At 66.1% G+C, this 24,848-nt stretch carries 22 protein-coding genes and 1 tRNA gene; 13 read left to right on the top strand and 10 right to left on the bottom strand.

Features of this window, described 5'->3' with window-relative positions; translation table 11 throughout:
- Nucleotides 1–311: 311 nt before the first annotated feature.
- Together BDOA9_RS05550 and BDOA9_RS05545 are read right to left on the bottom strand one after the other, a co-directional pair.
- Complete coding sequence (locus BDOA9_RS05550; RefSeq protein ID WP_025032957.1) at nt 312–1,517, bottom strand: CaiB/BaiF CoA transferase family protein; 1,206 nt, start codon at nt 1,515–1,517, stop codon at nt 312–314.
- A 179-nt stretch (nt 1,518–1,696) separates the two neighbouring features.
- Nucleotides 1,697–2,122 (bottom strand): organic hydroperoxide resistance protein, encoded by a 426-nt coding sequence (locus BDOA9_RS05545; protein ID WP_018645071.1) that lies wholly within the window; start codon nt 2,120–2,122, stop codon nt 1,697–1,699.
- A gap of 155 nt (nt 2,123–2,277) precedes the next feature.
- Between BDOA9_RS05545 and BDOA9_RS05540 the strand changes: the two genes are divergently transcribed.
- The gene (locus tag BDOA9_RS05540) at nt 2,278–2,736 is read left to right on the top strand and encodes a MarR family winged helix-turn-helix transcriptional regulator (RefSeq protein WP_025032956.1); all 459 of its coding nucleotides are present in this window, start codon (nt 2,278–2,280) and stop codon (nt 2,734–2,736) included.
- A gap of 2 nt (nt 2,737–2,738) precedes the next feature.
- Here the strand turns inward: BDOA9_RS05540 and BDOA9_RS05535 are convergent, their stop codons facing one another.
- From BDOA9_RS05535 to BDOA9_RS05525, 3 genes are all read right to left on the bottom strand, one after another.
- Nucleotides 2,739–2,975, bottom strand: a complete 237-nt coding sequence (locus tag BDOA9_RS05535; RefSeq protein WP_025032955.1) for a GIY-YIG nuclease family protein — start codon at nt 2,973–2,975, stop codon at nt 2,739–2,741.
- A gap of 157 nt (nt 2,976–3,132) precedes the next feature.
- Nucleotides 3,133–3,208, bottom strand: a tRNA-Ala gene (locus BDOA9_RS05530).
- A gap of 95 nt (nt 3,209–3,303) precedes the next feature.
- Nucleotides 3,304–3,711, bottom strand: coding sequence for a TIGR02300 family protein (locus tag BDOA9_RS05525; protein ID WP_025032954.1), 408 nt, complete (start codon nt 3,709–3,711; stop codon nt 3,304–3,306).
- Between the two features lie 158 nt (nt 3,712–3,869).
- Between BDOA9_RS05525 and aroA the strand changes: the two genes are divergently transcribed.
- The 8 genes from aroA to trpB all read left to right on the top strand — a co-directional run bounded on the left by aroA (nt 3,870) and on the right by trpB (nt 11,912).
- On the top strand, nt 3,870–5,207 hold the full coding sequence (aroA, locus tag BDOA9_RS05520) for a 3-phosphoshikimate 1-carboxyvinyltransferase (RefSeq protein ID WP_025032953.1): 1,338 nt from the start codon (nt 3,870–3,872) through the stop codon (nt 5,205–5,207).
- Nucleotides 5,204–5,842: a (d)CMP kinase gene (gene cmk, locus BDOA9_RS05515; protein ID WP_025032952.1), complete on the top strand. Its 639-nt coding sequence runs from the start codon at nt 5,204–5,206 to the stop codon at nt 5,840–5,842. Before aroA ends, cmk begins: the two co-directional genes overlap by 4 nt.
- Nucleotides 5,843–6,109: 267 nt before the next feature.
- A complete protein-coding gene (gene rpsA, locus BDOA9_RS05510) occupies nt 6,110–7,816 on the top strand; it encodes a 30S ribosomal protein S1 (protein WP_025032951.1) in 1,707 nt (568 codons plus the stop codon).
- A gap of 209 nt (nt 7,817–8,025) precedes the next feature.
- A complete protein-coding gene (gene sppA / locus BDOA9_RS05505) occupies nt 8,026–9,006 on the top strand; it encodes a signal peptide peptidase SppA (RefSeq protein ID WP_025032950.1) in 981 nt (326 codons plus the stop codon).
- A gap of 172 nt (nt 9,007–9,178) precedes the next feature.
- The gene (locus BDOA9_RS05500; RefSeq protein WP_025032949.1) at nt 9,179–9,484 is read left to right on the top strand and encodes an integration host factor subunit beta; all 306 of its coding nucleotides are present in this window, start codon (nt 9,179–9,181) and stop codon (nt 9,482–9,484) included.
- An 82-nt stretch (nt 9,485–9,566) separates the two neighbouring features.
- Nucleotides 9,567–9,959: a lipopolysaccharide assembly protein LapA domain-containing protein gene (locus BDOA9_RS05495; protein WP_025032948.1), complete on the top strand. Its 393-nt coding sequence runs from the start codon at nt 9,567–9,569 to the stop codon at nt 9,957–9,959.
- A gap of 67 nt (nt 9,960–10,026) precedes the next feature.
- Nucleotides 10,027–10,698, top strand: coding sequence for a phosphoribosylanthranilate isomerase (locus tag BDOA9_RS05490; protein ID WP_025032947.1), 672 nt, complete (start codon nt 10,027–10,029; stop codon nt 10,696–10,698).
- On the top strand, nt 10,695–11,912 hold the full coding sequence (trpB, locus tag BDOA9_RS05485) for a tryptophan synthase subunit beta (RefSeq protein ID WP_025032946.1): 1,218 nt from the start codon (nt 10,695–10,697) through the stop codon (nt 11,910–11,912). Before BDOA9_RS05490 ends, trpB begins: the two co-directional genes overlap by 4 nt.
- Nucleotides 11,913–11,991: 79 nt before the next feature.
- On the opposite strand, the gene BDOA9_RS05480 is transcribed toward trpB, so the two are convergent.
- Nucleotides 11,992–12,336: an endonuclease domain-containing protein gene (locus BDOA9_RS05480; protein WP_025032945.1), complete on the bottom strand. Its 345-nt coding sequence runs from the start codon at nt 12,334–12,336 to the stop codon at nt 11,992–11,994.
- 72 nt (nt 12,337–12,408) lie between these two features.
- Between BDOA9_RS05480 and trpA the strand changes: the two genes are divergently transcribed.
- The 4 genes from trpA to BDOA9_RS05460 all read left to right on the top strand — a co-directional run bounded on the left by trpA (nt 12,409) and on the right by BDOA9_RS05460 (nt 16,399).
- The gene (trpA, locus tag BDOA9_RS05475) at nt 12,409–13,245 is read left to right on the top strand and encodes a tryptophan synthase subunit alpha (RefSeq protein ID WP_025032944.1); all 837 of its coding nucleotides are present in this window, start codon (nt 12,409–12,411) and stop codon (nt 13,243–13,245) included.
- A 109-nt stretch (nt 13,246–13,354) separates the two neighbouring features.
- Nucleotides 13,355–14,296: an acetyl-CoA carboxylase, carboxyltransferase subunit beta gene (accD, locus tag BDOA9_RS05470; protein WP_025032943.1), complete on the top strand. Its 942-nt coding sequence runs from the start codon at nt 13,355–13,357 to the stop codon at nt 14,294–14,296.
- Nucleotides 14,293–15,636: a bifunctional folylpolyglutamate synthase/dihydrofolate synthase gene (locus BDOA9_RS05465; RefSeq protein WP_025032942.1), complete on the top strand. Its 1,344-nt coding sequence runs from the start codon at nt 14,293–14,295 to the stop codon at nt 15,634–15,636. Before accD ends, BDOA9_RS05465 begins: the two co-directional genes overlap by 4 nt.
- 22 nt (nt 15,637–15,658) lie before the next feature.
- Nucleotides 15,659–16,399, top strand: coding sequence for a metallophosphoesterase family protein (locus BDOA9_RS05460; RefSeq protein WP_025032941.1), 741 nt, complete (start codon nt 15,659–15,661; stop codon nt 16,397–16,399).
- A 138-nt stretch (nt 16,400–16,537) separates the two neighbouring features.
- Here BDOA9_RS05460 and BDOA9_RS05455 read toward each other — a convergent pair whose 3' ends face one another.
- The 4 genes from BDOA9_RS05455 to addB all read right to left on the bottom strand — a co-directional run bounded on the left by BDOA9_RS05455 (nt 16,538) and on the right by addB (nt 24,731).
- On the bottom strand, nt 16,538–17,545 hold the full coding sequence (locus BDOA9_RS05455; protein WP_025032940.1) for an ATP-dependent DNA ligase: 1,008 nt from the start codon (nt 17,543–17,545) through the stop codon (nt 16,538–16,540).
- A 145-nt stretch (nt 17,546–17,690) separates the two neighbouring features.
- A complete protein-coding gene (gene trxA / locus BDOA9_RS05450) occupies nt 17,691–18,011 on the bottom strand; it encodes a thioredoxin (protein ID WP_008540017.1) in 321 nt (106 codons plus the stop codon).
- Between the two features lie 70 nt (nt 18,012–18,081).
- On the bottom strand, nt 18,082–21,591 hold the full coding sequence (gene addA / locus BDOA9_RS05445; protein WP_025032939.1) for a double-strand break repair helicase AddA: 3,510 nt from the start codon (nt 21,589–21,591) through the stop codon (nt 18,082–18,084).
- Nucleotides 21,585–24,731, bottom strand: coding sequence for a double-strand break repair protein AddB (gene addB / locus BDOA9_RS05440; RefSeq protein WP_025032938.1), 3,147 nt, complete (start codon nt 24,729–24,731; stop codon nt 21,585–21,587). Before addB ends, addA begins: the two co-directional genes overlap by 7 nt.
- Nucleotides 24,732–24,848: the final 117 nt, after the last annotated feature.

Raw genomic sequence — 24,848 nt, 5'->3', positions numbered from 1 at the left:
CTGTGTAAGCGGGAGAAACGAAAGCAGCAAGCGCTCCCAAATGGGAAGTCGTCAAATAGGCGAAGGCCGAGCGGTCAGCCAATTCCGTTCGCGCTGCACATGCGTGCGCGCGCCGCAGTGCGGCATTGGTTGATGAGGTGCGCGACTGGAGCCGCGGGCTCGAAAACCTCGCCCGCTTGCGGGAGAGGTCGCGCCGCAGGCGCGGGTGAGGGCTCTATCCTCTTGGGGAGTCCCTATGCGGAGACACCCTCTCCCCAACCCTCTCCCGCAACCGGGAGAGGGAGCGCACCACCGTTGACGCTCGTCTTATCTCAGCGTTTCCGCTCGGGGCCGCAGACCGTGCCCTTTTCGACCATCGCGTCGATCTCGGCCTTGGAGTAGCCGAACTCGCTGAGCACCTCGGCCGCATGCTGGCTGAATTTCGGCGGCACGCGGCGCAGGCTGGGCTTGCTGCGGTCGAGCCGGATCGGCGAGGCGACGCCCTTGTACCAGTCCTTCTCGATGATATCGCCACGCGCGATCGTGTGCGGATTGGTCAACGCCTGGTCGATCTTCTGCACCGGACCTGCGGGCAGGCCGGCCGCGAGCAGGCGATTGCACAGCGGCTCGGCCTCGTGCTGGCTGAACACGGCGGCGAGCTCGGCGCGCAGCGCCTCGCGATTGGCGATGCGGTCCTTGTTGCGGGCAAAGCGCGGATCGGTGCCGAGCTCGGGCTTGCCGATCTCCTTGGCGAGCTTGCGGAAGGTGCCGTCATTGCCGACGCCGATGAAGATGTTGTCGGTTTTGGTCGGGAAGATCGCGTAAGGCACGAGGTTCGGATGCTCGTTGCCGGTGAGACCAGGCGGCTTGCCATGCATGAAATAATTCGCGGTGTGCGGATGCATGATGGCAAGGCCGGTCTCGTACAGCGTGGTCTCCAGGAACTGGCCCTTGCCCGAGCGCTGCCGCTCCGACAGCGCCATCAGGATGCCGATCGCCGCATAAAGTCCGGTGGTGATGTCGACCAAGGGCACGCCGATCCGCATCGGTCCGCTCTCGGGCGAGCCGGTCGCCGCGATCATGCCGGTCATGGCCTGGATGATGGCGTCATAGCCGGGATTGCCGCCGCGCGGGCCGTCGGCGCCGAAGCCGCAGATCCGGCAATGCACGAGGCGCGGGAATTTCTTGCTGAGGACGTCGTTGCCGATGCCCCATTTCTCCAGCGTGCCCGGCTTGAAATTCTCGATCAGGACGTCGGCAGTCTCCAGCATCTTCAGCAGCACGGCGCGGCCGCCCTCGGAGGCGAGGTCGAGGCCGATCGAGCGCTTGTTGCGGTTGATGCCGACGAAATAGGCCGCATCCTCCTCATGGAAGGGAGGGCCCCATTCGCGCACCTCGTCGCCCGCCGGCGGCTCGACCTTGATGACGTCGGCGCCATGGTCGGCGAGGATCTGGGTGCAGTAGGGACCGCCGAGCACGCGCGTGAGATCGATGACGCGCAGTCCGCTCATGGCGCCCGTTGCGGCTTCAGAACTCATACCTTCGCTTCTCCTGTGTCGGCGTTCGAGCACAGGCCTAGCGAGGTTTGTTTGCGCCAGCAATGGGTCCTCGCGTGGAGCCGCATGCGCCGCCGCGCAGCCATGCCGCGAGGCGGCAAATTCAGCCGGAAGCGGCCGGCCCGAGCCGGATTTCGGGCCAGCCAATTCGCGCTTTCCGATCAGACGACCGTCAGGCGAACGTCGACATTGCCGCGTGTGGCATTGGAGTACGGGCACACCTGGTGCGCCTTGGCGACCAGCGCCTCGGCCTCCGCGCGGGCAAGGCCCGGCAGCGAGACCGCAAGGTCGATGTCGAGGCCGAAGCCGCCTTCCGAGCGCGGGCCGATGCCGACGGTCGAGGTGACCGACGCATCGGCCGGAACCTTGGGGCCGCCCTGCGAGGCCACGAACTTCATCGCGCCGATGAAGCAGGCGGCATAGCCGGCCGCGAACAGCTGCTCGGGATTGTTGCCGGCGCCGCCGCCGCCGCCGAGCTCCTTCGGCGTGGTGAGCTTGACGTCGAGCGCGCCGTCGAGGGTTGCAGCATGGCCATCGCGGCCGCCGGTGGCCTTGGCGCTGGTCTTGTAGAGGACGTTCACGGACATTGTCGTCTCCTCGGGTCTTTCAGGGTTAAGGTGCGAGCTTTATCGCAAACAACTAGATTGTGCGCAATCTAATTCGTCGCGCCTCACATTTAATTGTTCGCAATTGAATATGCCGTCGGCCGGCCCCAGAATGGGAGAAACGCGCGAGATTCGTGATGGTCCGGAAATCAACGGCGGTAGACCCGCTTCGGCTCGACAACCAGATCTGCTTTGCGGTCTATTCGGCCACGCACGCCTTCAACCGCGTCTACAAGCCGCTGCTCGACCGGCTCGGCCTGACCTATCCGCAATATCTGGTCATGCTGGTGCTGTGGGAGCGCGACGACGTGCCGGTGAAGGAGATCGGCGAGAAGCTGTTCCTTGATTCGGGCACGCTGACGCCGCTGCTGAAGCGGCTCGAGGCCGCCCATCTCCTCAGACGCACCCGCTCGCGCGAGGACGAGCGCCAGGTCCTGATCGCCCTGACGCCGCAGGGCCACGCGCTGAAGGAGAAGGCGCGCAGCGTGCCGCAATCGATCCTGGCGGCATCGGAATGTTCGGTCTCGGAGCTGGTCGCAATGAAAGACGAGATCGTCGCGCTGAGGGATCGGCTGAATGCGGTGATCGGGGAGTAGCGTTAGAGCCGTTTCTTGGCGAAGGCGCGGCCGGACGCCGACTTCAGATACTTCTCGAATGCGACGGCCTGCTTCTCGTTGCTGAATGCGACGTAAGTCTTGAGACGCCAAGGCCCATATTTCGAGGTGTGAGGCACTTCGCCGGCATTGTGCTTTGCCAGCCTGGCCCGCAGGTCGTCGGTGATTCCGACATAAAAGTGAAAGGAATCGAGGGTCTCAAGGATGTAGACGTATTTCACGGCACACTCCCCAGTTGTTGAGGAGATGTTACACCCGCGATCGATCTGATGAAGCCCGGCTTCGCCCTTCGGGCTACGCCGCGGCAGCCTTCGCTCACTTCGCTACGATGGAGCGGGGTTGGCCTGCCGAGCCGTAGCTCGCGAAGCGAGCGAAGGCTGGTGGAGCCAGGCGGGATCGAACCGCCGACCTCTTGCATGCCATGCAAGCGCTCTCCCAGCTGAGCTATGGCCCCTTAACCTTAGACGGGGTGAGCCTGGTCGATCCCCCCGGACCGGCGAGCCTTTCCGACTCGCGCGGTGCACCCTTTTTCACAGATCAGGGCTGATCTCAAGTCTCTTCATCACCGCCGACATCACCAATGATGTCGGTCACGTCCTCATCGCCCTCTTCCTCGTCGGCAATGAAGGTCGAATCGTCGTCATCATCGTCGTCGATGGTCTCGTCGACCTCGATATCGTCCTCCGATTCGGGCACGATGGCCTTGACCTTGCCGGTGTTCTCCTCGGCATCGGCTTCCTCGAGCGAGACCAATTCCTCGGCCTCTGCCGGCTCCGGCGCGTTGTCCTGGGCCATGTTGCGGGCCTCGGCCCCACGCGGGGCGCGCGCAGGAGCGACGGGGGCAATCGGCACCACTTCGCCGGTATAGGGCGAGATCACCGGATTCTTGTTGAGGTCATAGAACTTCTTGCCCGTGGTCGGGCAAATACGTTTGGTTCCGAGTTCGGACTTGGCCACGGCAGGAATCCTGGGAATGTCTGAAAAGCGGTGCTTCACTTGGCTAGTTGGCGGCCCGCTGTCAATAGCGCATTACGGGAGAACGACATGCCCGTGACGGGGCGCGGACCATGTGATACCTGCGCGCCAGCCCACGGGGCCTATTCAAGGACACAATCTTGACTCATTCCGACCAACCGAGGCCGCTCCAGTCTCGTGCCAGCGGTCCCCTGACCGGGAAAGTACGGGTGCCCGGCGACAAGTCGATCTCCCACCGCGCCCTGATCCTGGGCGCGCTCGCGGTCGGCGAGACCAGGATTTCGGGCCTGCTCGAGGGCGAGGACGTCCTCAACACCGCCAAATCAATGCAGGCGCTGGGCGCCAGGGTCGAGCGCACCGGTGACTTCGCCTGGACGGTCAACGGCGTCGGGGTCGGCGGCTTCGCCCAGCCCAAGGCGCCGCTGGATTTCGGCAATTCCGGCACCGGCTGCCGGCTCGTCATGGGCGCCGTCGCCGGCTGCCCGATTTCGGCGGTGTTCGACGGCGACGCCTCGCTGCGCAGCCGCCCCATGCGCCGGATCCTCGATCCCCTGGAAAAGATGGGTGCGAAGGTCACCGCAGGCGGCGAGGGCGGGCGTCTGCCGCTGACTCTCCAGGGCGCACGCGATCCCCTGCCGATCACCTACAAGACCCCGGTCGCCTCGGCCCAGATCAAATCGGCCGTGCTGCTGGCGGGCCTCGCTGCACCCGGCGCCACCACGGTGATCGAGACCGAGGCCAGCCGCGACCACACCGAGCTGATGCTGAAGCATTTCGGTGCCGACATCACCTCGGTCCAGGAAGGCCGGCACGGCCGCCGCATCTCGCTGGTGGGCCAGCCCGAACTGCATGGCTCCAATGTCGTCGTCCCCGCGGACCCCTCCTCGGCCGCGTTCCCGATCGTCGCTGCGCTGATCGTCGAGGGCTCCGACGTCGTGTTGTCCGACGTCATGACCAATCCGCTGCGCACCGGCCTGTTCACCACGCTGCGCGAAATGGGCGCCTCCATCGAGGAGAGCGAAGTGCGGGGCGATGCCGGCGAGCCGATGGCGCGCTTGCGCGTGCGCGCCTCGAAGCTGCGCGGCGTCGAGGTGCCGCCGGAGCGCGCGCCGTCGATGATCGACGAATATCTGGTGCTGGCGGTGGCGGCCTCGTTCGCCGAAGGTACCACGATCATGCGCGGCCTGCAGGAGCTGCGTGTCAAGGAATCCGACCGGCTTGAAGCCACCGCCGCCATGCTGCGCGTCAACGGCGTCAAGGTCGAGGTCTCCGGCGACGATCTCATCGTCGAGGGCCGCGGCCACGTCCCGGGCGGCGGCACCGTCACCACCCACATGGACCATCGCATCGCGATGTCCGCGCTGGTGATGGGCTGCGCCTCCGATCAGCCCGTGACCGTCGACGACACCGCCTTCATCGCCACCAGCTTTCCGGATTTCATTCCGATGATGCGTTCGTTAGGGGCCGAGTTTTCATGATCATCGCCATCGACGGGCCCGCGGCCTCGGGCAAGGGCACGCTCGGCAAGCGTCTCGCCCATCATTACGGCTATCGTCATCTTGATACCGGCGTGATCTATCGCGCGGTCGCCTATGCCCTGATGCAGTCAGGGCACGATCTCAACGACGAGGCGGCTGCGGTGCAGGCCGCGTTGGAGCTCGATCCCGAAAAGTTCGGCAATCCCGCCCTGAAGACCCAGGAGGCCGGCGAGGGCGCCTCGATCGTGTCGGCGATCCCCAGGGTTCGCGAGGTCCTGGTCAATTTCCAGCGTCAGTTCGCCGCCGATCCGCCCGGCGCCGTGCTCGATGGCCGGGATATTGGAACCGTGATCTGCCCGCATGCCGACGTGAAGATTTTCGTGGTCGCCGACCCCAAGGTCCGCGCCCGCCGCCGCACCATGGAGGCCAAGGCCAGGGGCGAGGAGGCCGATGAGGCGGCGGTGCTTGCCGACATCATCCGGCGCGACGAACGCGACAAGAACCGGCCGATTGCGCCTTTAAAGCCGGCCCCGGATGCTTACTTGCTAGATAACTCCCAACTGGATATAGAAGGCGGCGTCCGGGCCGCCATCGACATTATCGAGGCTGTCCGAGCGGGCCGGTCGCGGGGTTAAGCCGCCACCGTCATTGGAGGAAGTGCCCGCTCCCGCTCTTTGAGGTCGATACGCTTCGTCCCGGTTTCGGGACCGGCGCGATCCAGGTTCCGGACAAAGCTTTCAACGTATCGAACGCGCGGGCCTCAGCCGGCCCGCTTCCGCTGTTCTGGTCGCTAGATCGGGGCAACGAGCGGTCGCTCGAAGGTCTTGCGGACCTTCCGACACTGCGCGCGCGATGCGCCCATGAACCCAACGGCCGGCAAGACATCCGCAACTGGAGAACAAATGGCTTCGACTTCTGCTGATACCTATAGCCCCTCGCGCGACGATTTCGCGGCGATGCTCGACGAGTCCTTCGCAGGCGGAAACCTGCAGGAAAGCTCCGTCGTCAAGGGCAAGGTTGTTGCAATTGAAAAGGACATGGCCGTCATCGACGTCGGCCTGAAGACCGAGGGCCGCGTCGCCCTTCGCGAATTTTCCGGCCCCGGCCGTGACAGCGAGATCAAGGTCGGCGACGAGGTGGAAGTGTTCCTCGATCGCATCGAAAACGCCCTCGGTGAAGCCGTGCTGTCGCGCGACAAGGCGCGCCGCGAAGAGAGCTGGGGCAAGCTGGAGAAGGCGTTCCAGAACAACGAGAAGGTCAACGGCGTCATCTTCAACCAGGTCAAGGGCGGCTTCACCGTCGACCTCGACGGTGCCGTGGCCTTCCTGCCGCGCTCGCAGGTCGACATCCGCCCGATCCGCGACGTTGCGCCGCTGATGAACAACTCGCAGCCGTTCCAGATCCTGAAGATGGACCGCCGCCGGGGCAACATCGTCGTGTCCCGCCGCACGGTGCTGGAAGAAACCCGTGCCGAGCAGCGCCAGGAACTGGTGCAGAACCTCGAAGAGGGTCAGGTCATCGACGGCGTGGTCAAGAACATCACCGACTACGGTGCGTTCGTCGACCTCGGCGGCATCGACGGCCTCCTGCACGTCACCGACATCGCATGGCGCCGCGTCAACCACCCGACCGAGGTGCTCTCGATCGGCCAGACCGTCAAGGTCAAGATCATCAAGATCAACCACGAGACGCACCGCATCTCGCTGGGCATGAAACAGCTGCTGGACGATCCGTGGCAGGGCATCGAAGCCAAGTACCCGCTGGGTGCCCGCTTCACCGGCCGCGTCACCAACATCACCGATTACGGTGCGTTCGTCGAGCTCGAGCCGGGCATCGAAGGCCTGATCCACGTCTCCGAGATGTCGTGGACCAAGAAGAACATGCACCCCGGCAAGATCGTGTCGACCTCGCAGGAAGTCGACGTGCAGGTGCTGGAAGTCGATTCCGTCAAGCGCCGCATCTCGCTCGGCCTCAAGCAGACCATGCGCAACCCCTGGGAGGTCTTCGTCGAGAAGCACCCGACCGGTTCGGTGGTCGAGGGCGAGGTCAAGAACAAGACCGAGTTCGGTCTGTTCCTGGGCCTCGAGGGCGACGTCGACGGCATGGTCCATCTCTCCGACCTCGACTGGAAGCTTCCGGGCGAGCAGGTGATCGACAACTACAAGAAGGGCGACATGGTGAAGGCCGTGGTGCTCGATGTGGACGTCGAGAAGGAGCGTATCTCGCTCGGCATCAAGCAGCTCGAAGGCGACCCCTTCGCCGAGCCGGGCGATGTCAAGAAGGGCGCGGTCGTGACCTGCGAAGTGCTCGAAGTGAAGGAGAGCGGTATCGAGGTGAAGATCGCCGGTACCGACTTCACCACCTTCATCAAGCGCTCGGAGCTCGCCCGTGACCGCAACGACCAGCGCGCCGAACGCTTCGCCGTCGGCGAGAAGGTCGATGCCCGCGTGATCCAGTTCGACAAGAAGGCCCGCAAGGTCCAGGTGTCGATCAAGGCGCTCGAAGTCGCCGAAGAGAAGGAAGCCATCGCGCAGTACGGCTCCTCGGATTCGGGTGCGACGCTCGGCGACATCCTCGGCACCGCGCTCAAGAACCGCGACAGCAAGTAAGCAAACGTCCGTTTTGCTGCATCAAGCCCCGGCGCAAGCCGGGGCTTTTTTGTGTGTGCTCGTCCTACTGTAGCCCGGAATACGCTGCGCTCCAGCCGGGCTACGCAGCCGCAGGCCTTGTTTTCTTCAAATTGCGCCGCAATTGATGTATCCACATAAGCCGATGGTCACGCCGCAACGCGCCTGATCTTTCATTTGGAGATATTCCGATGTCGCTCGATTCGGACATCATCGTCGATCGCCGCAGGATTCGCCGCAAGCTGACGTTCTGGCGTGTGATGGCAGCGCTGATCGCGATCGCGGCGATTGCAAGCTTCGCGCTGATGGCGACGCCCGGTGCACGCGGCACCTTCGCATCGGCCGGCTCGATCGCGCGCGTCCATATCGAGGGATTGATCCGCAGCGATTCCGATCGGACGCAGGCACTGGAGCGACTGGAGAATTCGCAGGCCGCCGCCGTCATCGTTCACATCAATTCGCCCGGCGGCACCACGGCCGGCTCCGAGCAGCTCTATGACTCGCTCGTTCGTCTCAAGGCGAAAAAGCCGCTGGTCGTGGTGGTGGAGGGCCTGGCTGCCTCCGGAGGCTACATCACGGCGATTGCGAGCGACCATATCGTCGCCCAGCAGAGCTCCCTGATCGGCTCCATCGGCGTGCTGTTCCAGTACCCCAACGTCACCGAGCTCCTGAAGACCATCGGGGTCAAGGTCGAGGAGGTGAAGTCCTCGCCGCTGAAGGCCGCGCCCAACGGTTTTGAGCCGACCAGTCCGGAGGCGCGCGCCGCCCTCGATGCGCTGGTGAAGGATTCCTATGCCTGGTTCAAGGGAATGGTGAAGGAGCGGCGTGGCATGGATGACACGCAGCTCGAAAAAGTTGCAGATGGCCGCGTCTTCACCGGGCGCCAGGCGATCGATCTCAAGCTGATCGACCAGATCGGCGACGAGAAGACGGCCGTGACCTGGCTGGTCGAGCAGAAGGGCGTCAAGAAGGGGCTTCCCGTGCGCGATTACAAGCTCCAGCCGCGCTTCGGCGACCTGCCGTTCCTGAAGACCGCGGCCGCATTGACGCTGGAAGCGCTCGGTTTGGGCTCGATCGCCCACCAGATCGGGCAAACCGGGGTCGCGCAGGCGGTGGATCGGCTCGGAATGGATGGAATGCTGGCCTTATGGCAGCCGGCTGCGTCGAACTGACCGGAGACAGGCGAGTTCCAGAGCTTTTTCCCGTCTGGCGCGTGCCGGCGCAGCCTGCTTTTTCGGCATTTGTCACGCATTTTCACGATGCCCAACCTTGATTTAGCGTCTTGACAGATCACGGTATTTTCACGGAAATGGTCATCCGCACGCTCCCGGGTCCTATCTCTCGATGATCAAATCCGAACTTGTTCAGCGTATCGCCGAGCACAACCCGCATCTGTACCAGCGGGATGTCGAGAACATTGTGAATGCGATTCTCGAAGAGATCGTAGCGGCGCTTGCACGCGGTGATCGCGTCGAGCTGCGCGGCTTCGGTGCTTTCTCGGTCAAGCATCGCCCTGCGCGCGCAGGGCGCAATCCACGCACCGGCGCCCATGTGCCCGTCGATCAGAAGAGCGTTCCGTTCTTCAAGACCGGCAAGGAGATGCGCGAGCGGCTGAATCGCGACCATCCGGATCCCGGCGGCGTAGACTAAGGCGCGATGTGAGCGCGCTTTAGGGTTTTTCGCGGTCGCACAGGATGCGGCCGCAAGCTTGATTCAAGGCGAGCGAAGCGAGATGCGAAAGTTCCTGACCGCGCTGATCGTGATCCCGCTGGGCCTGATCCTGGTGGCGTTCGCCGTCGCCAACCGGCATTTCGTCACGGTCTCCTTCGACCCCTTCATTGCCGACGATCCCTCGCTGTCGATCACCCTGCCGCTGTTCCTGCTGCTGATCCTGGTGGCGGCCCTGGGCGTCGTCGCGGGCGGCTCCGCCGTCTGGTTCGGCCAGCGGCGCTGGCGGCGCGCGGCGCGCCGGAATGACGCGGAGGCCCGGATTGCCAGGGCCGAACTGGCCGATCTGCGGGCCCAGGCGACGGCGTCGAAACCGGAGGCCCAGCGCCTTCCCGTTCCCTCCGGGATGGGCCTGTACGGGCCCGTCGGGCGAGACAAGCAGCGCGCGACGTTGTAGAAGCGGCCCCGACCGAAAAACCCGGTTTTCCGGCCGCGGACCCGCGGCCTCCACCCGCTTTGAGACCATGTCCCTGCTCGTCAAGATCTGCGGCCTGTCCACGCGCGAGATGCTCGAAACGGCGCTCGACGCCGGCGCCGACATGGTCGGGTTCGTGTTCTTCCCGCCGTCGCCCCGGCACCTGTCCCTGGAGCTCGGCCGTGATCTCGGCCGTCAGGTGCAGCGGCGCGCGCTCAAGGTGGCGCTCACGGTCGATGCCGATGACGCCACGCTGGACAACATCATGGACGCGCTGTCGCCGGACATTTTCCAGCTCCACGGCAAGGAGAGCGTGGCGCGGCTGCGCGACATCAAGCAGCGCTTCGGCCGCCCGGTGATGAAGGCGGTGCCGGTCGCAACCTCAGCCGATCTCGCGGTGCTGCCCGGCTACGCCGCCGTCGCCGACCGCATCCTGTTCGACGCGCGCGCGCCCAAGGATGCGACGCGGCCCGGCGGTCTCGGGGAACCCTTCGACTGGCACCTGCTCGAAAACCTCGATCTGAAACTGCCCTACATGGTCTCGGGCGGGCTGCACGCCGACAATCTCACTGAGGCCCTGCGCGTCACCCGCGCCGGCGGCGTCGACGTGTCCTCGGGCGTCGAGAGCGCCCCCGGCGTGAAAGACCCCGACATGATCAAGGCCTTCATCCGCGCCGCGCGCGCCAGCCAAGATGCCAGTCAAGAGTTGAGCGTCAGATGAACATCGCCAAACCAAACTCCTACCGCAGCGGCCCCGACGAGCGCGGCCATTTCGGCATCTTCGGCGGACGCTTCGTCGCCGAAACCTTGATGCCGCTGATCCTCGACCTGGAGCAGGCCTACACCGCGGCCAAGGCCGATCCGGCGTTTCAGGCCGAGATGAACGGCTATCTCAAGAACTATGTCGGCCGGCCCTCGCCGCTCTATTTCGCCGAGCGCCTCACCGAACATCTCGGCGGCGCCAAGATCTACCTCAAGCGTGAAGAGCTCAACCACACCGGCTCGCACAAGGTGAACAACGTGCTCGGCCAGATCATGCTGGCACGGCGCATGGGCAAGAAGCGCATCATCGCCGAGACCGGCGCGGGCCAGCACGGCGTCGCCACCGCGACGCTGTGCGCGCGCTTTGGCCTGCAATGCGTGGTCTATATGGGCGCCGTCGACGTCGAGCGGCAGCAGCCCAACGTGATCCGCATGGAGATGCTGGGTGCCAAGGTGATGCCGGTGCAGTCGGGCACGCGCACGCTCAAGGACGCCATGAACGAGGCGCTGCGCGACTGGGTCACCAACGTCCACAACACCTTCTATTGCATCGGCACGGTGGCGGGACCGCATCCCTATCCGACCTTGGTGCGCGACTTCCAGTCGATCATCGGCAACGAGACCAAGGCGCAGATGCAGGAGATCGAGGGACGCCTGCCGGATTCGCTGGTCGCCTGCATCGGCGGCGGCTCCAACGCGATGGGCCTGTTCCATCCGTTCCTCGACGATCCCTCCGTCGAGATCTTCGGCGTCGAAGCTGCCGGCCATGGCCTGACGCAGCTGCATGCCGCCTCGATCGCGGGCGGCCGTCCCGGCGTTCTTCACGGCAACCGCACCTATCTCCTGATGGACGCCGACGGCCAGATCCAGGACGCGCATTCGATCTCGGCCGGTCTCGATTATCCCGGCATCGGCCCCGAGCATTCCTGGCTGCACGAGGTCGGCCGCGTGAATTATCTTTCCGCAACCGACGACGAGGCGCTCGCGGCGTTCCAGCTGCTGTCGAAGTTAGAGGGCATCATCCCCGCGCTCGAGCCCGCACACGCCATCGCCAAGGTGATGGAGCTCGCGCCGAAACGGCCGAGGGACCACCTCATGGTCGTCAATCTCTCCGGCCGCGGCGACAAGGACGTCCCGCAGGTCGGCGACATCCTGAGGGGCAAGAGCAAGTGAGGCGGGTGTCGCGCTCTCTTCACCTCTCCCCGCAGGGGAGAGGTCGGCTGCGTAGCAGCCGGGTGAGGGGTCTATCCGCTCACTCGAACCTTAATGATGTCCGGATGAGCTCAAGGACACCTTCAAGATTTTCGTACACGTCCGTGTTCGATACGCGAAGGACAAGGAAGCCGCAGGCCTCAAGAACTTCGGTCCTCACCTTGTCGCGTTCGATTTCGGTCGAGCTGGAATGGGTGACGCCGTCAACTTCAATGATGAGCTTGCCGTCCAGCGTCACGAAATCGACCACATACCGGTCGATCGGATGCTGGCGACGAAACTTCCAGCGGGCGAGCTGCCGGTTGCGCAGCGCCTGCCAAAGCTTCGCTTCGGCGCTCGTCTGCGACTCGCGGAGCCGTCGCGCTCTGGACTTGAACCTCTCCATCCCCCTCACCCGGCTGCTTCGCAGCCGACCTCTCCCCGGAGGGGAGAGGTATAGCACCGCGGCCGCTGAAACATGACCACGCGCATCGACACCCGTTTTGCCGAGCTGAAAAGCCAGGGACGTGCGGCCTTCGTCACCTATGTGATGGCCGGCGATCCCGATCCCGCGACCTCGCTCGAGATCGTCAAGGCGCTGCCGAAGTCCGGCGCCGACGTCATCGAGCTCGGCATTCCCTTCACCGATCCGATGGCGGATGGTCCTTCGATCCAGGCAGCCGGCCTGCGTGCGCTCAAGGTCGGCATGACCTTGAAGAAGACGCTGGAGCTGGTGCGCTCCTTCCGCAAGGACGACAATGTCACGCCGCTGGTGCTGATGGGCTATTACAATCCGATCTACATCTACGGCGTCGACAAGTTTCTGGCCGATGCCAAGACATCGGGCGTCGACGGCCTGATCATCGTCGATTTGCCGCCGGAGGAGGACGACGAGCTCTGCATTCCCGCGCTGAAGGCGGGGCTGAACTTCATTCGCCTGGCGACCCCGACCACCGACGAGAAGCGCCTGCCCGCGGTGCTCGCGAACACATCAGGCTTTGTCTATTACGTCTCGATCGCCGGCATCACCGGTGCAGCGGCGGCGGACGCCAATGCCGTCGGCGAAGCCGTCGCGCGCATCAAGCGGCATACTGGCTTGCCGATCTGCGTCGGTTTCGGCATCCGCACGCCGGAGGCGGCACGCGCCATTGCCGAGAAGGCCGATGGTTCGGTGGTCGGCACCGCACTGGTCGACGCGCTCAAGAACAGCCTCGATGCCGAGGGGCGGGCGACCGCCAAAACCGTTAACGCCGTCGCCGAATTGACGGCCGCCCTGGCCCAGGGCGTCAAGGGCGCGCAGCAGGCGGCGGAATAGGCCATAATTCCGCTTTTGGGGCAGTCGACACGGCGGCTTGCCGGGCCGATGCCCGGCCGCCATATATCCTTCAGGCGATTCCATGCGGGATCGCACATCGGAGCAAACCATGAACTGGCTTACCAATGTGGTTCGGCCGAAGATCCGCAACATGCTGCGGCGGGAGACGCCGGAGAATCTGTGGATCAAGTGCCCGGATTCCGGACAGCTCGTGTTCTACAAGGACGTCGAGGCCAACCAGTTCGTCATCCCCGGCTCGAACTACCACATGCGCATGGGCGCGGTGGCGCGTCTCAAGTCGATCTTCGACAACGAGACCTGGTTCGACGTCGCGCTGCCGGAGGTCACGCCTGATCCGCTCAAGTTCCGCGACGAGAAGAAATATGCCGACCGCATCAAGGATGCGCGGGCGCGGACCAATCTGAACGATGCGGTCAAGGTCGGCTACGGCAAGCTCGAAGGCGCCGCCGTCGTCGTCGCCGTGCAGGATTTCGACTTCATGGGCGGCTCGCTCGGCATGGCCGCGGGCGAGGCCATCGTGCGCGGCATGGAGCTCGCGGTCGAGAAGAAGTCGCCGTTCATCGTGTTCGCGGCGAGCGGCGGCGCGCGCATGCAGGAAGGCATCTTGTCCTTGATGCAGATGCCGCGCACCACCGTTGCGGTGCAGATGCTGCGCGAGGCAAAGCTGCCCTACATCGTCGTGCTGACCAACCCCACGACCGGCGGTGTCACCGCATCCTATGCGATGCTCGGCGATGTGCAGATCGCCGAGCCCGGCGCGCTGATCGGCTTTGCCGGCGCGCGCGTGATCGAGCAGACCATCCGCGAGAAGCTGCCCGAGGGTTTCCAGCGCGCCGAATATCTCAAGGAGCACGGCATGGTCGACATGGTCGTGCATCGCCACGAGCTGCGGCCGACGCTGGCGCGGCTCTGCCGCCTCTTGACCAAGGCGCCGGCGCAGGAAGGTGCATCGAAGTCCGCTGAGCCGGTCGCGAGCCCGGCGCAGATCGTATCGGCCGCCGAGACGGCGCCGGCTGCGCCGCACGCGTGAACGCCTCCCCTGACAGTGCAAAGACACCGCTCGGCGAATTGATCGGGCGGCTGTCGGCCCTGCATCAGAAGCGCATCGATCTCGGGCTGGAGCGGATGCACCGCCTGCTCGAGCGGCTCGGCCACCCCGAGCGCAAGCTGCCGCCGGTGATCCACATTGCCGGCACCAACGGCAAGGGCTCGACGCTGGCCTATCTGCGCGCGACGCTGGAGGCTTCAGGCCTGCGCGTCCACGCCTATACCTCGCCCTATCTCGTCCGCATCAACGAATGTTTTCGCCTTGGCCGCGTCGGTGGCGGTGTGCTCGTCGATGACGACGAGCTGCGGGCCGCGCTGGAAGAGGTCGAGCGCGTCAACGCCGGCGAGGCTGCGACCTTGTTCGAGCTGAAGACCGCCGCTGCCTTCCAGCTGTTCGCGCAGAATCCGGCCGACGTGGTGCTGCTCGAAGTCGGTCTCGGCGGCCGGCTCGATTCGACCAACGTGGTCGATGCGCCTGCGGCCTGCGTGATCACGCCTGTCAGCATGGACCACATGGATTTCCTCGGCGATACGCTGGCGTCGATTGCCGGCGAGAAGGCCGCGATCATCAAACGCGGCGTGCCCGTGATTTGCGCCGAGCAGATGCCGGAGGCGATGGCCGTGATCGAAGCGCAGGCGCGGCGCATGCATGCGCCGCTGTTTGCCGCGAACGAGAGCTGGCACGTCAATGTCGAGCGCGGGCGTCTGGTCTATTCCGACGACCGCGGCTTGATGGACCTGCCGGCGCCGCGTCTGTTCGGCCGCCACCAATTCGCCAATGCCGGGCTCGCGATCGCGACGTTGCGCGCGCTGCCGACCATCAAGGTCAACCACGCCGCGTTCGAGGCCGGCATCCTCGGAGCCGAATGGCCGGCGCGGATGCAGCGCCTCACCTCTGGCGAGCTGCTGTCCTGGGGTCCTCAGGGCTCGGAGATCTGGCTCGACGGCGGCCACAATGCCGAAGGCGGGCGGGTCGCGGCAGCGGCGGTCGGCGATCTCGAGGAGCGGGTGTCGCGGCCGCTGGTGATCATCGCCGGCATGATGGCCAACAAGGATGCGCAGGGCTTCCTCGCCAATTTCGCCGGCCTCACCCGTCACATCATCGCAGTGCCGATCCCCGACACCGAGAATGCGATGCCGGTCGACCGTCTCGCCGATGCCGCGCGCAGCCTCGGCATGCGCGTCGAGCCCGCCCCCGGCGTCGAAGCCGCCCTGCGCGCGCTGGCCCAGCTCGCCTACGAGCTGCCGCCGCGCATCCTGATCACCGGCTCGCTGTATCTCGCCGGCCACGTGCTGGCGATCAACGGCACGCCGCCTGCATAAGTCCGGGCTACAGGAAATGCCAATGCGCTTTGCCGCGATTGCCGACATCCACGGAAACTACCTCGCGCTGGAAGCCGTGCTCGCCGACATCCGCGCGCTCGGCATTGCCGACATCGTCAATCTCGGCGACATGCTGAGTGGCCCGCTCGATGCGCGCCGCACCATCGAGATCCTGATGCCGCTCGACGCCGTACATGTGCTCGGCAATCACGATCGCTACTTGCTCGACCGTCCGCCGGAGAAGATGGGCTCGTGGGATCGCCCCGCCTACGAACAGCTCGACGCCGCCCACCTCGACTGGCTGCGCGCACAACCGATGACGCGGGTCTTCGGCGAGCAGGTGTTTCTCTGCCACGCGACGCCTGATAACGACGAAGTCTACTGGCTCAACACCGTCCATCCCGACGGCGCGGTGGCGCTGTCGCCGCTTGATCGGATCGAGCAGCTCGCGCAAGGCGTCACGCAATCGCTGATCCTGTGCGCCCACACCCATCTCGCCCGCGCCGTGCGCCTGCGCGACGGCCGGCTGATCGTCAATCCCGGCAGCGTCGGCAGCCCCGGCTTTCGCGACAAGCATCCGTACCGGCATGTCGTCGAGGCCGGAACGCCGCACGCGCGCTATGCGATCCTCGAACGCGTCGATGGCGCGTGGCAGGTGACGTTCCGGCATGTCGCATATGATCACGAGGCCATGGCCGCGCTGGCGCGCCGCAACGGTCAGCCAGAGCTGGCGCACGCGCTGGCGACGGGGTGGATCGGCTAAAACCTCTCGTGTCCCGGACAAGGCGCATCGCGCAAGCGATGAGCCGCAGAGCCGGGAATCAGGCGCGACAGAGCACATTTGCCGCGACATAGGCCCCGGCTCTGCAGCGCTTCGCGCTGCGTCCGGGGCACGAGCGCGTCACGTCAGCAGCTTCATCGGATCGGCCGCCTTCTGCTTCAGCTGCTCGAAGGTGCATTGCCGCGGGGCCTTGTCCGGGCGCCAGCGCAGGATCGAGGTGCCGTGGCGAAAACGCTCGCCGCTGAAATGGTCGTAGCAGACCTCGATCACCAGCTTCGGCTTCAGCGGACACCATTTGGCCGAGCGCTCGGTCGACCAGCGGCTCGGCCCGCCCGGCGCGTTGCCGGTGAAGCCGGGCTCGCCGATCAGCGCTTCGAGCCGATCGGTCAGAGCAGGCTTTGCCTCCGCCTTGATCGCCGAGGTGAAGCCGACATGGTGCAGCAGGCCGTCATCGTCGTAGAGCCCGAGCAGCAGCGAGCCGACGACGTTCCGGCCGGCGATCTTGTTGGTGGCATAGCGGAAGCCGCCGACCACGCAATCGGCGCTGCGGAATTTCTTGATCTTCTGCATGCCGTCGCGATTTCCCGCCTGGTAGGGCAGGTCGATGCGCTTGGCGATGACGCCATCCGAGCCGCCGCCGGATTGCGCCAGCCATTTTTTGGCCGTGGCGTAGCTCGTCGTCGACGGTGAGAGACGGAAGAGGCTGCCCTTGAGATTGGACTTCGCAAAGGATTCCAGCGCAGGCCGGCGCTCGCGCAGAGTCTTTTCGGCGAGATCTTTCTCTCTGGATGTCGCGAGCAGATCGAAGACGAGGTAGAGCGCCGGTGTCTCCTGCGAGAGCTTGTTCACGCGGCTTGCCGCCGGGTGGATTCGTTGCAGCAGCGCGTCGAACGAAAAGCTCTTGCCGTGCGGCACGACGAGTTCGCCATCGAGCGTGAAGCGGTCGGCCTTCAGCTCCAGGGCCGCGGCGACGACTTCCGGGAAATAACGCGCGAGGTCCTCGCCGGATTTGGAGCGCAGGTCGACCTTGCTGCCGTTCCTCGTCAGCAGGCAGCGGAAGCCGTCCCACTTGGGCTCATATTGCCATTCATTGCCGCGCGGGATCGCGTCGACCGAACGCGCCTCCATCGCGGCGAGAGCGGTGGGCTTGCGGTCGCGCTTTCGGGCAGGAGCAGGCAAGGGCGGGACTCGTCATACGCTGAACACGTCCCATCAACGCCAAACGGCCGGCTTTCGCCGGCCGTTGTCGAAAATAATCTTTACGCGAGCTGGATCAGACCGCGGAGGTGATCCATTGCTGCAGCTTCGCCTTGGGCGCGGCACCGACCTGGCGCGAGGCCATCTCGCCGCCCTTGAAGATCATCAGGGTCGGGATCGACATCACGCCGTATTTCGAGGCGGTCTTCGGGCTCTCGTCGACATTGAGCTTGACGATCTTGACCTTGTCGCCCATCGCGCCGGCGATCTCGTCGAGAGCGGGTGCGATCATGCGGCAGGGGCCGCACCACTCGGCCCAGAAATCGACGACCACGGGGCCGTTCGCCTTGAGCACTTCGGCTTCGAAATCGGCGTCGGAAACCTTGCTAACGGCCATTGGGAGTACCTCACTCGGTTGAAAGAGAATCGGCGCGACCTGGAATCGCGCCCGGGATCATGCGGTCAACCTATGAACGGCTCCTTGCCGGGTCAAGGATGCTCACAGCGAGATGAAGGGATGCCAGCGCCGCGTCCAGCGCGGGGGCCGAAATCTCCATATATTCAAGGGTCTCGGTCCAGAGCAGCACGGCCCTGACGAGCTTTTGGGGATAAAGCCGCGCCAGCACCGCGCGGTACAGCGCAAGCTGCCGGACATAGGCGGCGGGCGCCTCGGCCGCGCTCCTGGGCGCTGCCTGGTTGGTCTTGAAGTCGACGATCAGGACCTCCTCGGGGCGCACGACCAGCCGGTCGATCTGCCCCGAGACCAGGGCCGGGGTGCGGCCCGGCCGCTCCAGCCGGCCGGCGATGGCGACCTCCGCCCGGCTGCCGGCAGCAAAGACCGGGGCGAAACGCGGGTCCGTGATCAGGGCGAGCACCTTGTCGGCCAGTGCGATGCGGTCCGCCTCGGGCCACTCCGCGGCGTTGCGCGCCATGAAGCCGAGCGCGGCCTCGCGCCGGCGCTCCATGGCGATGTCGGGCAGGGATTGCAGCAGCCGGTGCACCAGCGTGCCACGCTGCAGCGCCAGCGCGCGCGACTGGACCGATTCGCCTGATCGGACGCTGCGTCCTTCCTCGGCAGATTGGCCCGAGGGGCGCACGGGATCCTCCTCGATGATCTCGCGCGGCGCCGGTGTCCGCAGCCAGTCCGGCAAGACGATGGTCTGGTGCACCGAGGTCGCCGGCGCGCCCAGCGCCGCGGCATCCTCGGGACGGGCGAATCGCGTCACCTTGCCGAGCGGCGTCTCGATCACCTGCTTGTCGAGGCCGGAGCCTTTGAGCCCGGTGTCGACGAGGTCGTACCAGCTCAGCTTGCGCACCGTCTTCATGTTGCCGGGCATGCAGCCGCCGACGATCAGCCGGTCGGCCGCGCGCGTCATCGCGACATAGAGCAGGCGGCGGTATTCATCCTCTGTCTCCTCCAGCATCGCCTTGCGCGCATCGGCGACCGGCTTGGGATCGTCGGCCTTGCGGCCGGCCCAGACCACGATCTCGCCGCCATTGCCGCGCGGCACGTGGATCAGCCGCAGCCGCTGCGAATCGGCGGGCGAGGACGTGGTGTCGACCATGAACACGACCGAGGCCTCGAGGCCCTTGGCGCCGTGCACGGTCATCACCCGCACCTCATCGCGCGAGATCTCCATGTCGCGCTTCACCTCGGTGTCGGCCGAGCGCAGCCACGCCATGAAGCCCTGCAGCGAGGCCGGCGCCTTGCGCTCGTAGTTCAGCGCCAGTTCCAGGAACTCGTCGAGCGCGTCATTGGCCTCATGGCCGAGCCGGCGCAGGATGCGCGCACGTCCGCCGTCGCCGCCGAGCAGCCAAGCGTAGAAGGCGAACGGCGTCTCCTCGCGCGCGCGCGTTTCGCAGGCTTCCAGGCGTCGCAACACCGTGGCGAATGTCTCGCTTGTGGCCGCATGTTCGCCGAGCGCGCGGCGCAGCGAGCCCTTGCGGTCATGGGCAAGCGTGAACAGATCGTCGTCGTCGAGACCGAACAACGGGCTCTTCAGCGCCACCGCGAGCGCGAGATCGTCCTGCGGCAGCAGTAGCGCGTCGGCAAGGTTCATCAGGTCGATGATGCCGATATGCTCGGTCAGCTTGAGGCGGTCGGCACCGGCGACCGGCACGCCGGCGTGCTTCAGCGCCTGGATCACGGCGTCGAATGCGTTGCCGCGCCGGCGCACCAGGATCAGCATGTCGCCGTAGCGCAAGGGACGACGCTCGCCCTCGTGCCCTGTCAGCGTCCCGCTCTCGACCAGCCGCCTGATCTCGGCCTGGATGCGTCGGGCGAGCTTCACCTCGGGGCTGGTGACGGCGACGCCGTCGAACGGCGCGCGCCAGCCCTCGATGTCCTGCCGATCGTCGGCCTCCGCCAGGTCCCACAGCTCGATCACGCTCGGGCCGGCATCGCTGAGCGCATTGTGCAGGGGATGTCCGATCTCGACCGAGTGGATGCTCTTGTAGATCGCGGGATCGCGGAAGACGTGGTCGACCGAATGCAGGATCGTCGCGCCCGAGCGGAACGAATAGGTGAAGGCGACCGGATCGAATTTCAGCCCGGCGGCGGTGAACTTGCGGTGCAGCTCGCGCCGGCGCGCGTCGAACTCGCGGGGGTCGGCGCCCTGGAACGAGAAGATCGACTGCTTCTCGTCGCCGACGGCGAAGACCGTGCGGTTCAGGCCCTCGCGCGCGCCTTCGCCGGCGGTGAACTCGGAGATGATGTGCGCGATGATGTCCCATTGCCGCGGGCTGGTGTCCTGGGCTTCGTCGATCAGGACGTGATCGACGCCGCGGTCGAGCTTGTAATGCACCCAGCCCGACGCGATGCGGTCCAGCATCGCCAGCGTCTTGTCGATGAGGTCGTCATAGTCGAGCAGCCCGCGCTCCTGCTTCTCGCGGCGGTAATTCGCGGCGGCGGCGGTCGCGATATGCAGCAGGGCCGCGGTGCGGTCACGAACGGTCACGGCGCGACGCTTCTCGATCAGCCCTGCAAGGCGCTGCGCCTCGGCTTCGAACAAGCGGGCCACGGACGGATTGTGATCGCAGAACTTCTTGGTCAGCACCGCCTTGCGCGGCAGCTTGTCGTCGGTGAGGAACACGGACAGATAGGCATCGACCTGGTCGCAGCCGGAAAACGCCTTTGCCGCGCGCAGCCGCCCGGCCTGGTCATTGTCGGACTTGCTGCCGTCCTCCAGCGCGAAGGCGATGTCGTCCCAGCGCGCGCGCGGCAGGAACGGGCCATCCAGAATTTCCGTCTCGACGGCTTCGATACGGTCGCCGATGTCAACGCCCAGCACCGCAGCCATCTGCGCGCCAGCGGCTTCCGCATTGCCGGCTTCGTCGGTCCAGGCCATGAAATGATCGCGGCTGAGGCAGGCCTCGCGCACGACCTCCTTGAAGGTGACATCCGCGGCGCTCGCCATCGCCGTCAGCAGCGCGCGGCCGGTGACGCTCTCCGGATCGCGCGCGGCTTCCAGCAGCACCTTCAGATTGGCGCGCTCCATCATGTCGGTCTGGTCGCGCTCGTCGATCACGGCAAAGCGCGCGGGAACGTTGGCCTCGAACGGAAATTGCTGGAGCAGCCGGGTGCACAGCGCGTGGATGGTCTGCACCTTCAGCCCGCCCGGCGTCTCCAGCGCGCAGGCGAACAGCTTTCGGGCGTCGCGGCGCAGTTTTGCGCCGGGATGCGGAATGCCGACCGCCTTGATCGCCGCGTCGAGCGCACCATCGTCCAGCGTCACCCAATGACCGAGCGTGGTGAACACGCGCTCGGCCATGTTGGCGGCGGCGGCCTTGGTGAAGGTGATGCAGAGGATCTTCTCCGGCGGCACGCCCGACAGCAAGAGCCGGATCACGCGCTGCACCAGCACATGCGTCTTGCCCGAGCCGGCATTGGCCGACACGAAGGCCGAGGCGGTCGGATCGGACGCGCGCGCCTGCCGCGCGCGCACTTCATCGGGGATCGGGCGCGGCAACTTCACCATTCCTCGATTCCCAAACCGCCGGCCGCGGACCATTCCTTGATCCGGGCGAGATCGTCATAGGTGCCGTAGCGGTTCGCCCACATCGGCAGGTTCAGCGAGGTATAGGGCTGGTTCTCGTCCTCGAAGGCGCGGATCAGCGCTTCCAGCTTGGCGCGTGCTTCCGCGGCCGCGGTGTCCGGCGGCTGCGGCTCGTCGCCCGGCTTGTATTTGAGCTCGAGGATGCGCTCCTCGCCCGGTGGGTTGTTGCCGCTGAGGCGGACATAGACGAGCTGGCTCACGGAGGCGCCGGCGTCGATACCGGGAAAGCCGCCCTCGCGCAGAATCGCGGCTTCCAGCGTCAGCTGCGGCGACAGGCCCATGCGCACCTGCTTGCCGGTCGGCGGCTGCCCGGTCTTGTAGTCGAGGATGGCGTAGCCACCGCCCTGGCGGCGCTCGATGCGGTCGGCGCGCGCGGAGAGGCGGAAGCTGCGCTGAGGATCGAGCATGATCGAGATCTCGCCACGGGTCTCAGCATTGATCGCCTCGATCGCATCGCGCCGCGCCGTCTCCCATTCGCCGAACCAGCGCGCGATGCGCTGGAAGCGCGGCCACCACAGCGCCCGCGCCTCGGGCCGTTCCATCAGCGGCGCAAAATGCTTCTCGCCGATCGCTCGCAGCACGCGCGCGGGATCGTCCGGCAGACGCGTCGCATAGCTTTCCGTGAATTCGCCGATGGCGTCGTGAATCGCCGAACCGCGATCGGCGGCCGAGAGCGGCATGTCGACGGGATCGAGCGCATCGAGCCGCAGGATGCGTTTGGCGTAGATCGTGTAGGGATCGCGCAGCCAGTCCTCGATCTCGGTGACGGACATCTTGAGCGGCCGTGTCGCGCGCGGCGGGCGCGGCTCCGGCTGCTTGATCGGATTGACCTCGGCGGGCTGGTCGAGCGCCGCAGCGAACTGCACATATGTCTCGCCGACGCGGACGGCCGCCTTCCAGAGCGCATCGCCCGCCACCGCCTCCAGCCGGTGCAGGAAGCGCGAAGCCACCGCCGGCGCGCCGCCGGCCTTGGCGGAATGGGTCAGGATCACTTCATCCCCGCCGAGCAATTGCGCGAAGTCGTGCGCGGAGAGGCCGATGCGGCGCTCCGGCAGATCGAGCCCGAGCTCATGCCGCATCGGCCGGCTGAGCCAGGGATCGATGCGCGGCGCCGGCGGCCAGACGCCTTCGATCAGGCCGCCGATGATGATGCGGTCGGCCTGCATCAGGCGCGATTCCAGCGGGCCGTAGATCTGCAGCCGCGCGCCCGGCCTGTCGCGCCGCCGCACTGCGCGATCGCCGAACGCGGTCTGGAACACGTCCGCGTAGTCCGGGAGCGGCACCATCAATCCGCTGGTCGTGCCGCCGCGCAAGAGATCGTCGAACGCGCCGGCGAGCGCGAGACCATCGCGATCCTCGAAGGCGAGCGGAATGCCCTGCTCGTCGCGCGACAGCTCGATCATGATCTCGCGATGCCGATGGGCGAGCTCGGCGAAGTCGTAGGGCTTCGCGGGCGGCAGGCTCTCGATCGGCGCCAATGCCTTTTGCAGGGCCTCGATCAGAGCCTGGATGCGATCGAGATCCTCGGCCTTCAAGCTCGCCCGCGGCTCGGCGCGATGCAGCGCGGAGACCTCGCTGCGCCAGAGCTTTGCCAACTCCTCGCGGAAGCGGTTGAACTCGCGCAGCAGGCCGGGCGTGCCTGCCGGCGGACGCGTGCCGCGCAGCACGGCAAGCTCCAGGCTCTCGATTGCCATCTTCCACGCGCCCGGCGCGCGGCCGAGCCGGCACAGCGGATGCTTCAGCATCGCCAGCAAAGTCGGCGGCTCAAGGCCCTTGGTGGCCGCCTCTGCCGCGAGGCGCGCAAAGGTGCCGGCGGAGGTTTCCATCAGCACGTCGCCACCGGAATCGTCGAACGCGAGATCCCATCGGGTCAGCGCCGCCATCACCCGACGCGCCAGCGCGCGGTCGGGCGTCACCAGCGCCGCTGTCTTGTCGAGATGCCGGGCCTCGCGCATCGCGATGGCGATGGCGAGCGCTTCCATTTCAGGGTTGGGCGCCTCGACCACTGCGAGGTTCTTCATGCCGCCCGCGATCTTCGCGGCGACGTCAGGCTGCTTCAGCCGGTCGTGCCAGACTTCGGTCTTGGCGGATGGCCGCATCGATTCCGACGCAAGCAGGTCGCGGCCGTCGTCCGCCGGCGGCTGCAAGATCTCGACATCGCTGCGCTTGATGCCGAAGCGTTGCAACAGCGCATTCATGGCGTATTGCGGATGGTTCGAGGCCGGATGCTCCGCGAACTTGCCGAGCGCATCGCGCACGCCGCCGATGCTGCGCCAGGCATCGTCGTCGAGATCGGTGTCGAGGCCCGGCAGCACCACGGCGCCATGCGGCAGCGCGGCGACCGCGTGGAGAAATTTTGCGGTGGCCGGCATCGAGCCGGTCGAGCCCGCCGCGACCACGGGTCCATTTGGATGCGCGGTCAGGCGCCTCGCTTCCGCGGCGATCAGAAGATCGCGCCGCGCCGCCGGCTCGATCCGGTTGATCTCGGCGAGATGATTGGGCCAGGCGATGCGTGCGATGCGCAGGAATTCGAGCGAGTGCTGCCAGTAGCGGTCGAGATTGTCGGGCACCAGTCCGTCGAGCGCGCTCCAGTCGACGCCGCGCGTCACCATGTCGTCGATCAGGCGCGCGAGATCGGACGCAAGCGCCAGCGTCGAGGCGGGGCCGCCGACCACCAGCGGCGCCAGCACCGGACCCTTGGCCCAGGCGGCGACGAGCTGCGCCAGCGTCAGCCGCCGCTCGAGCTCGCCGAGGCGCGGCGGAATGTCAAGCGGCGCAGTCCCGGAGAACTGTTCGCTCTCGCCCGCGAAAGCGAGCTCGTCCTCGTCGATGTCGCCGAGCGCGACGATGCGCGGCAGCACGACGGCATCCGCTTTCATCTCATCGAGGAAGATCTCGCGCACGACGCGCATGGCGCGCCGCGTCGGCAGATACAGCGTGGCGTCGGCCAGCCGCGCCGGTTCCTTGCGCGCCTCGAAGCCCTCGACCAGCCGGCCGTCGAGCAGGGCCGTGACGACCGTGCGCAGGAACGGAACTGAGATGGGAACGCTGAAAACGCGCATGGGCCGCCTGATTCGAAGGATCAGGCAATATAGGGAGACGAGGTCAAATGGTCATGGGTGCGGGCGAGTAGTCCCCGCTGTTCGTGAGGCTGGCACAGGTGCCGTAGGGTGGGCAAA

This window comes from Bradyrhizobium sp. DOA9 (assembly GCF_000617845.2).
Lineage (GTDB): Bacteria > Pseudomonadota > Alphaproteobacteria > Rhizobiales > Xanthobacteraceae > Bradyrhizobium.
The sequence above is the reverse complement of the archived record's forward strand: the minus strand, read 5'-3'. Positions and strand labels throughout refer to the sequence as shown.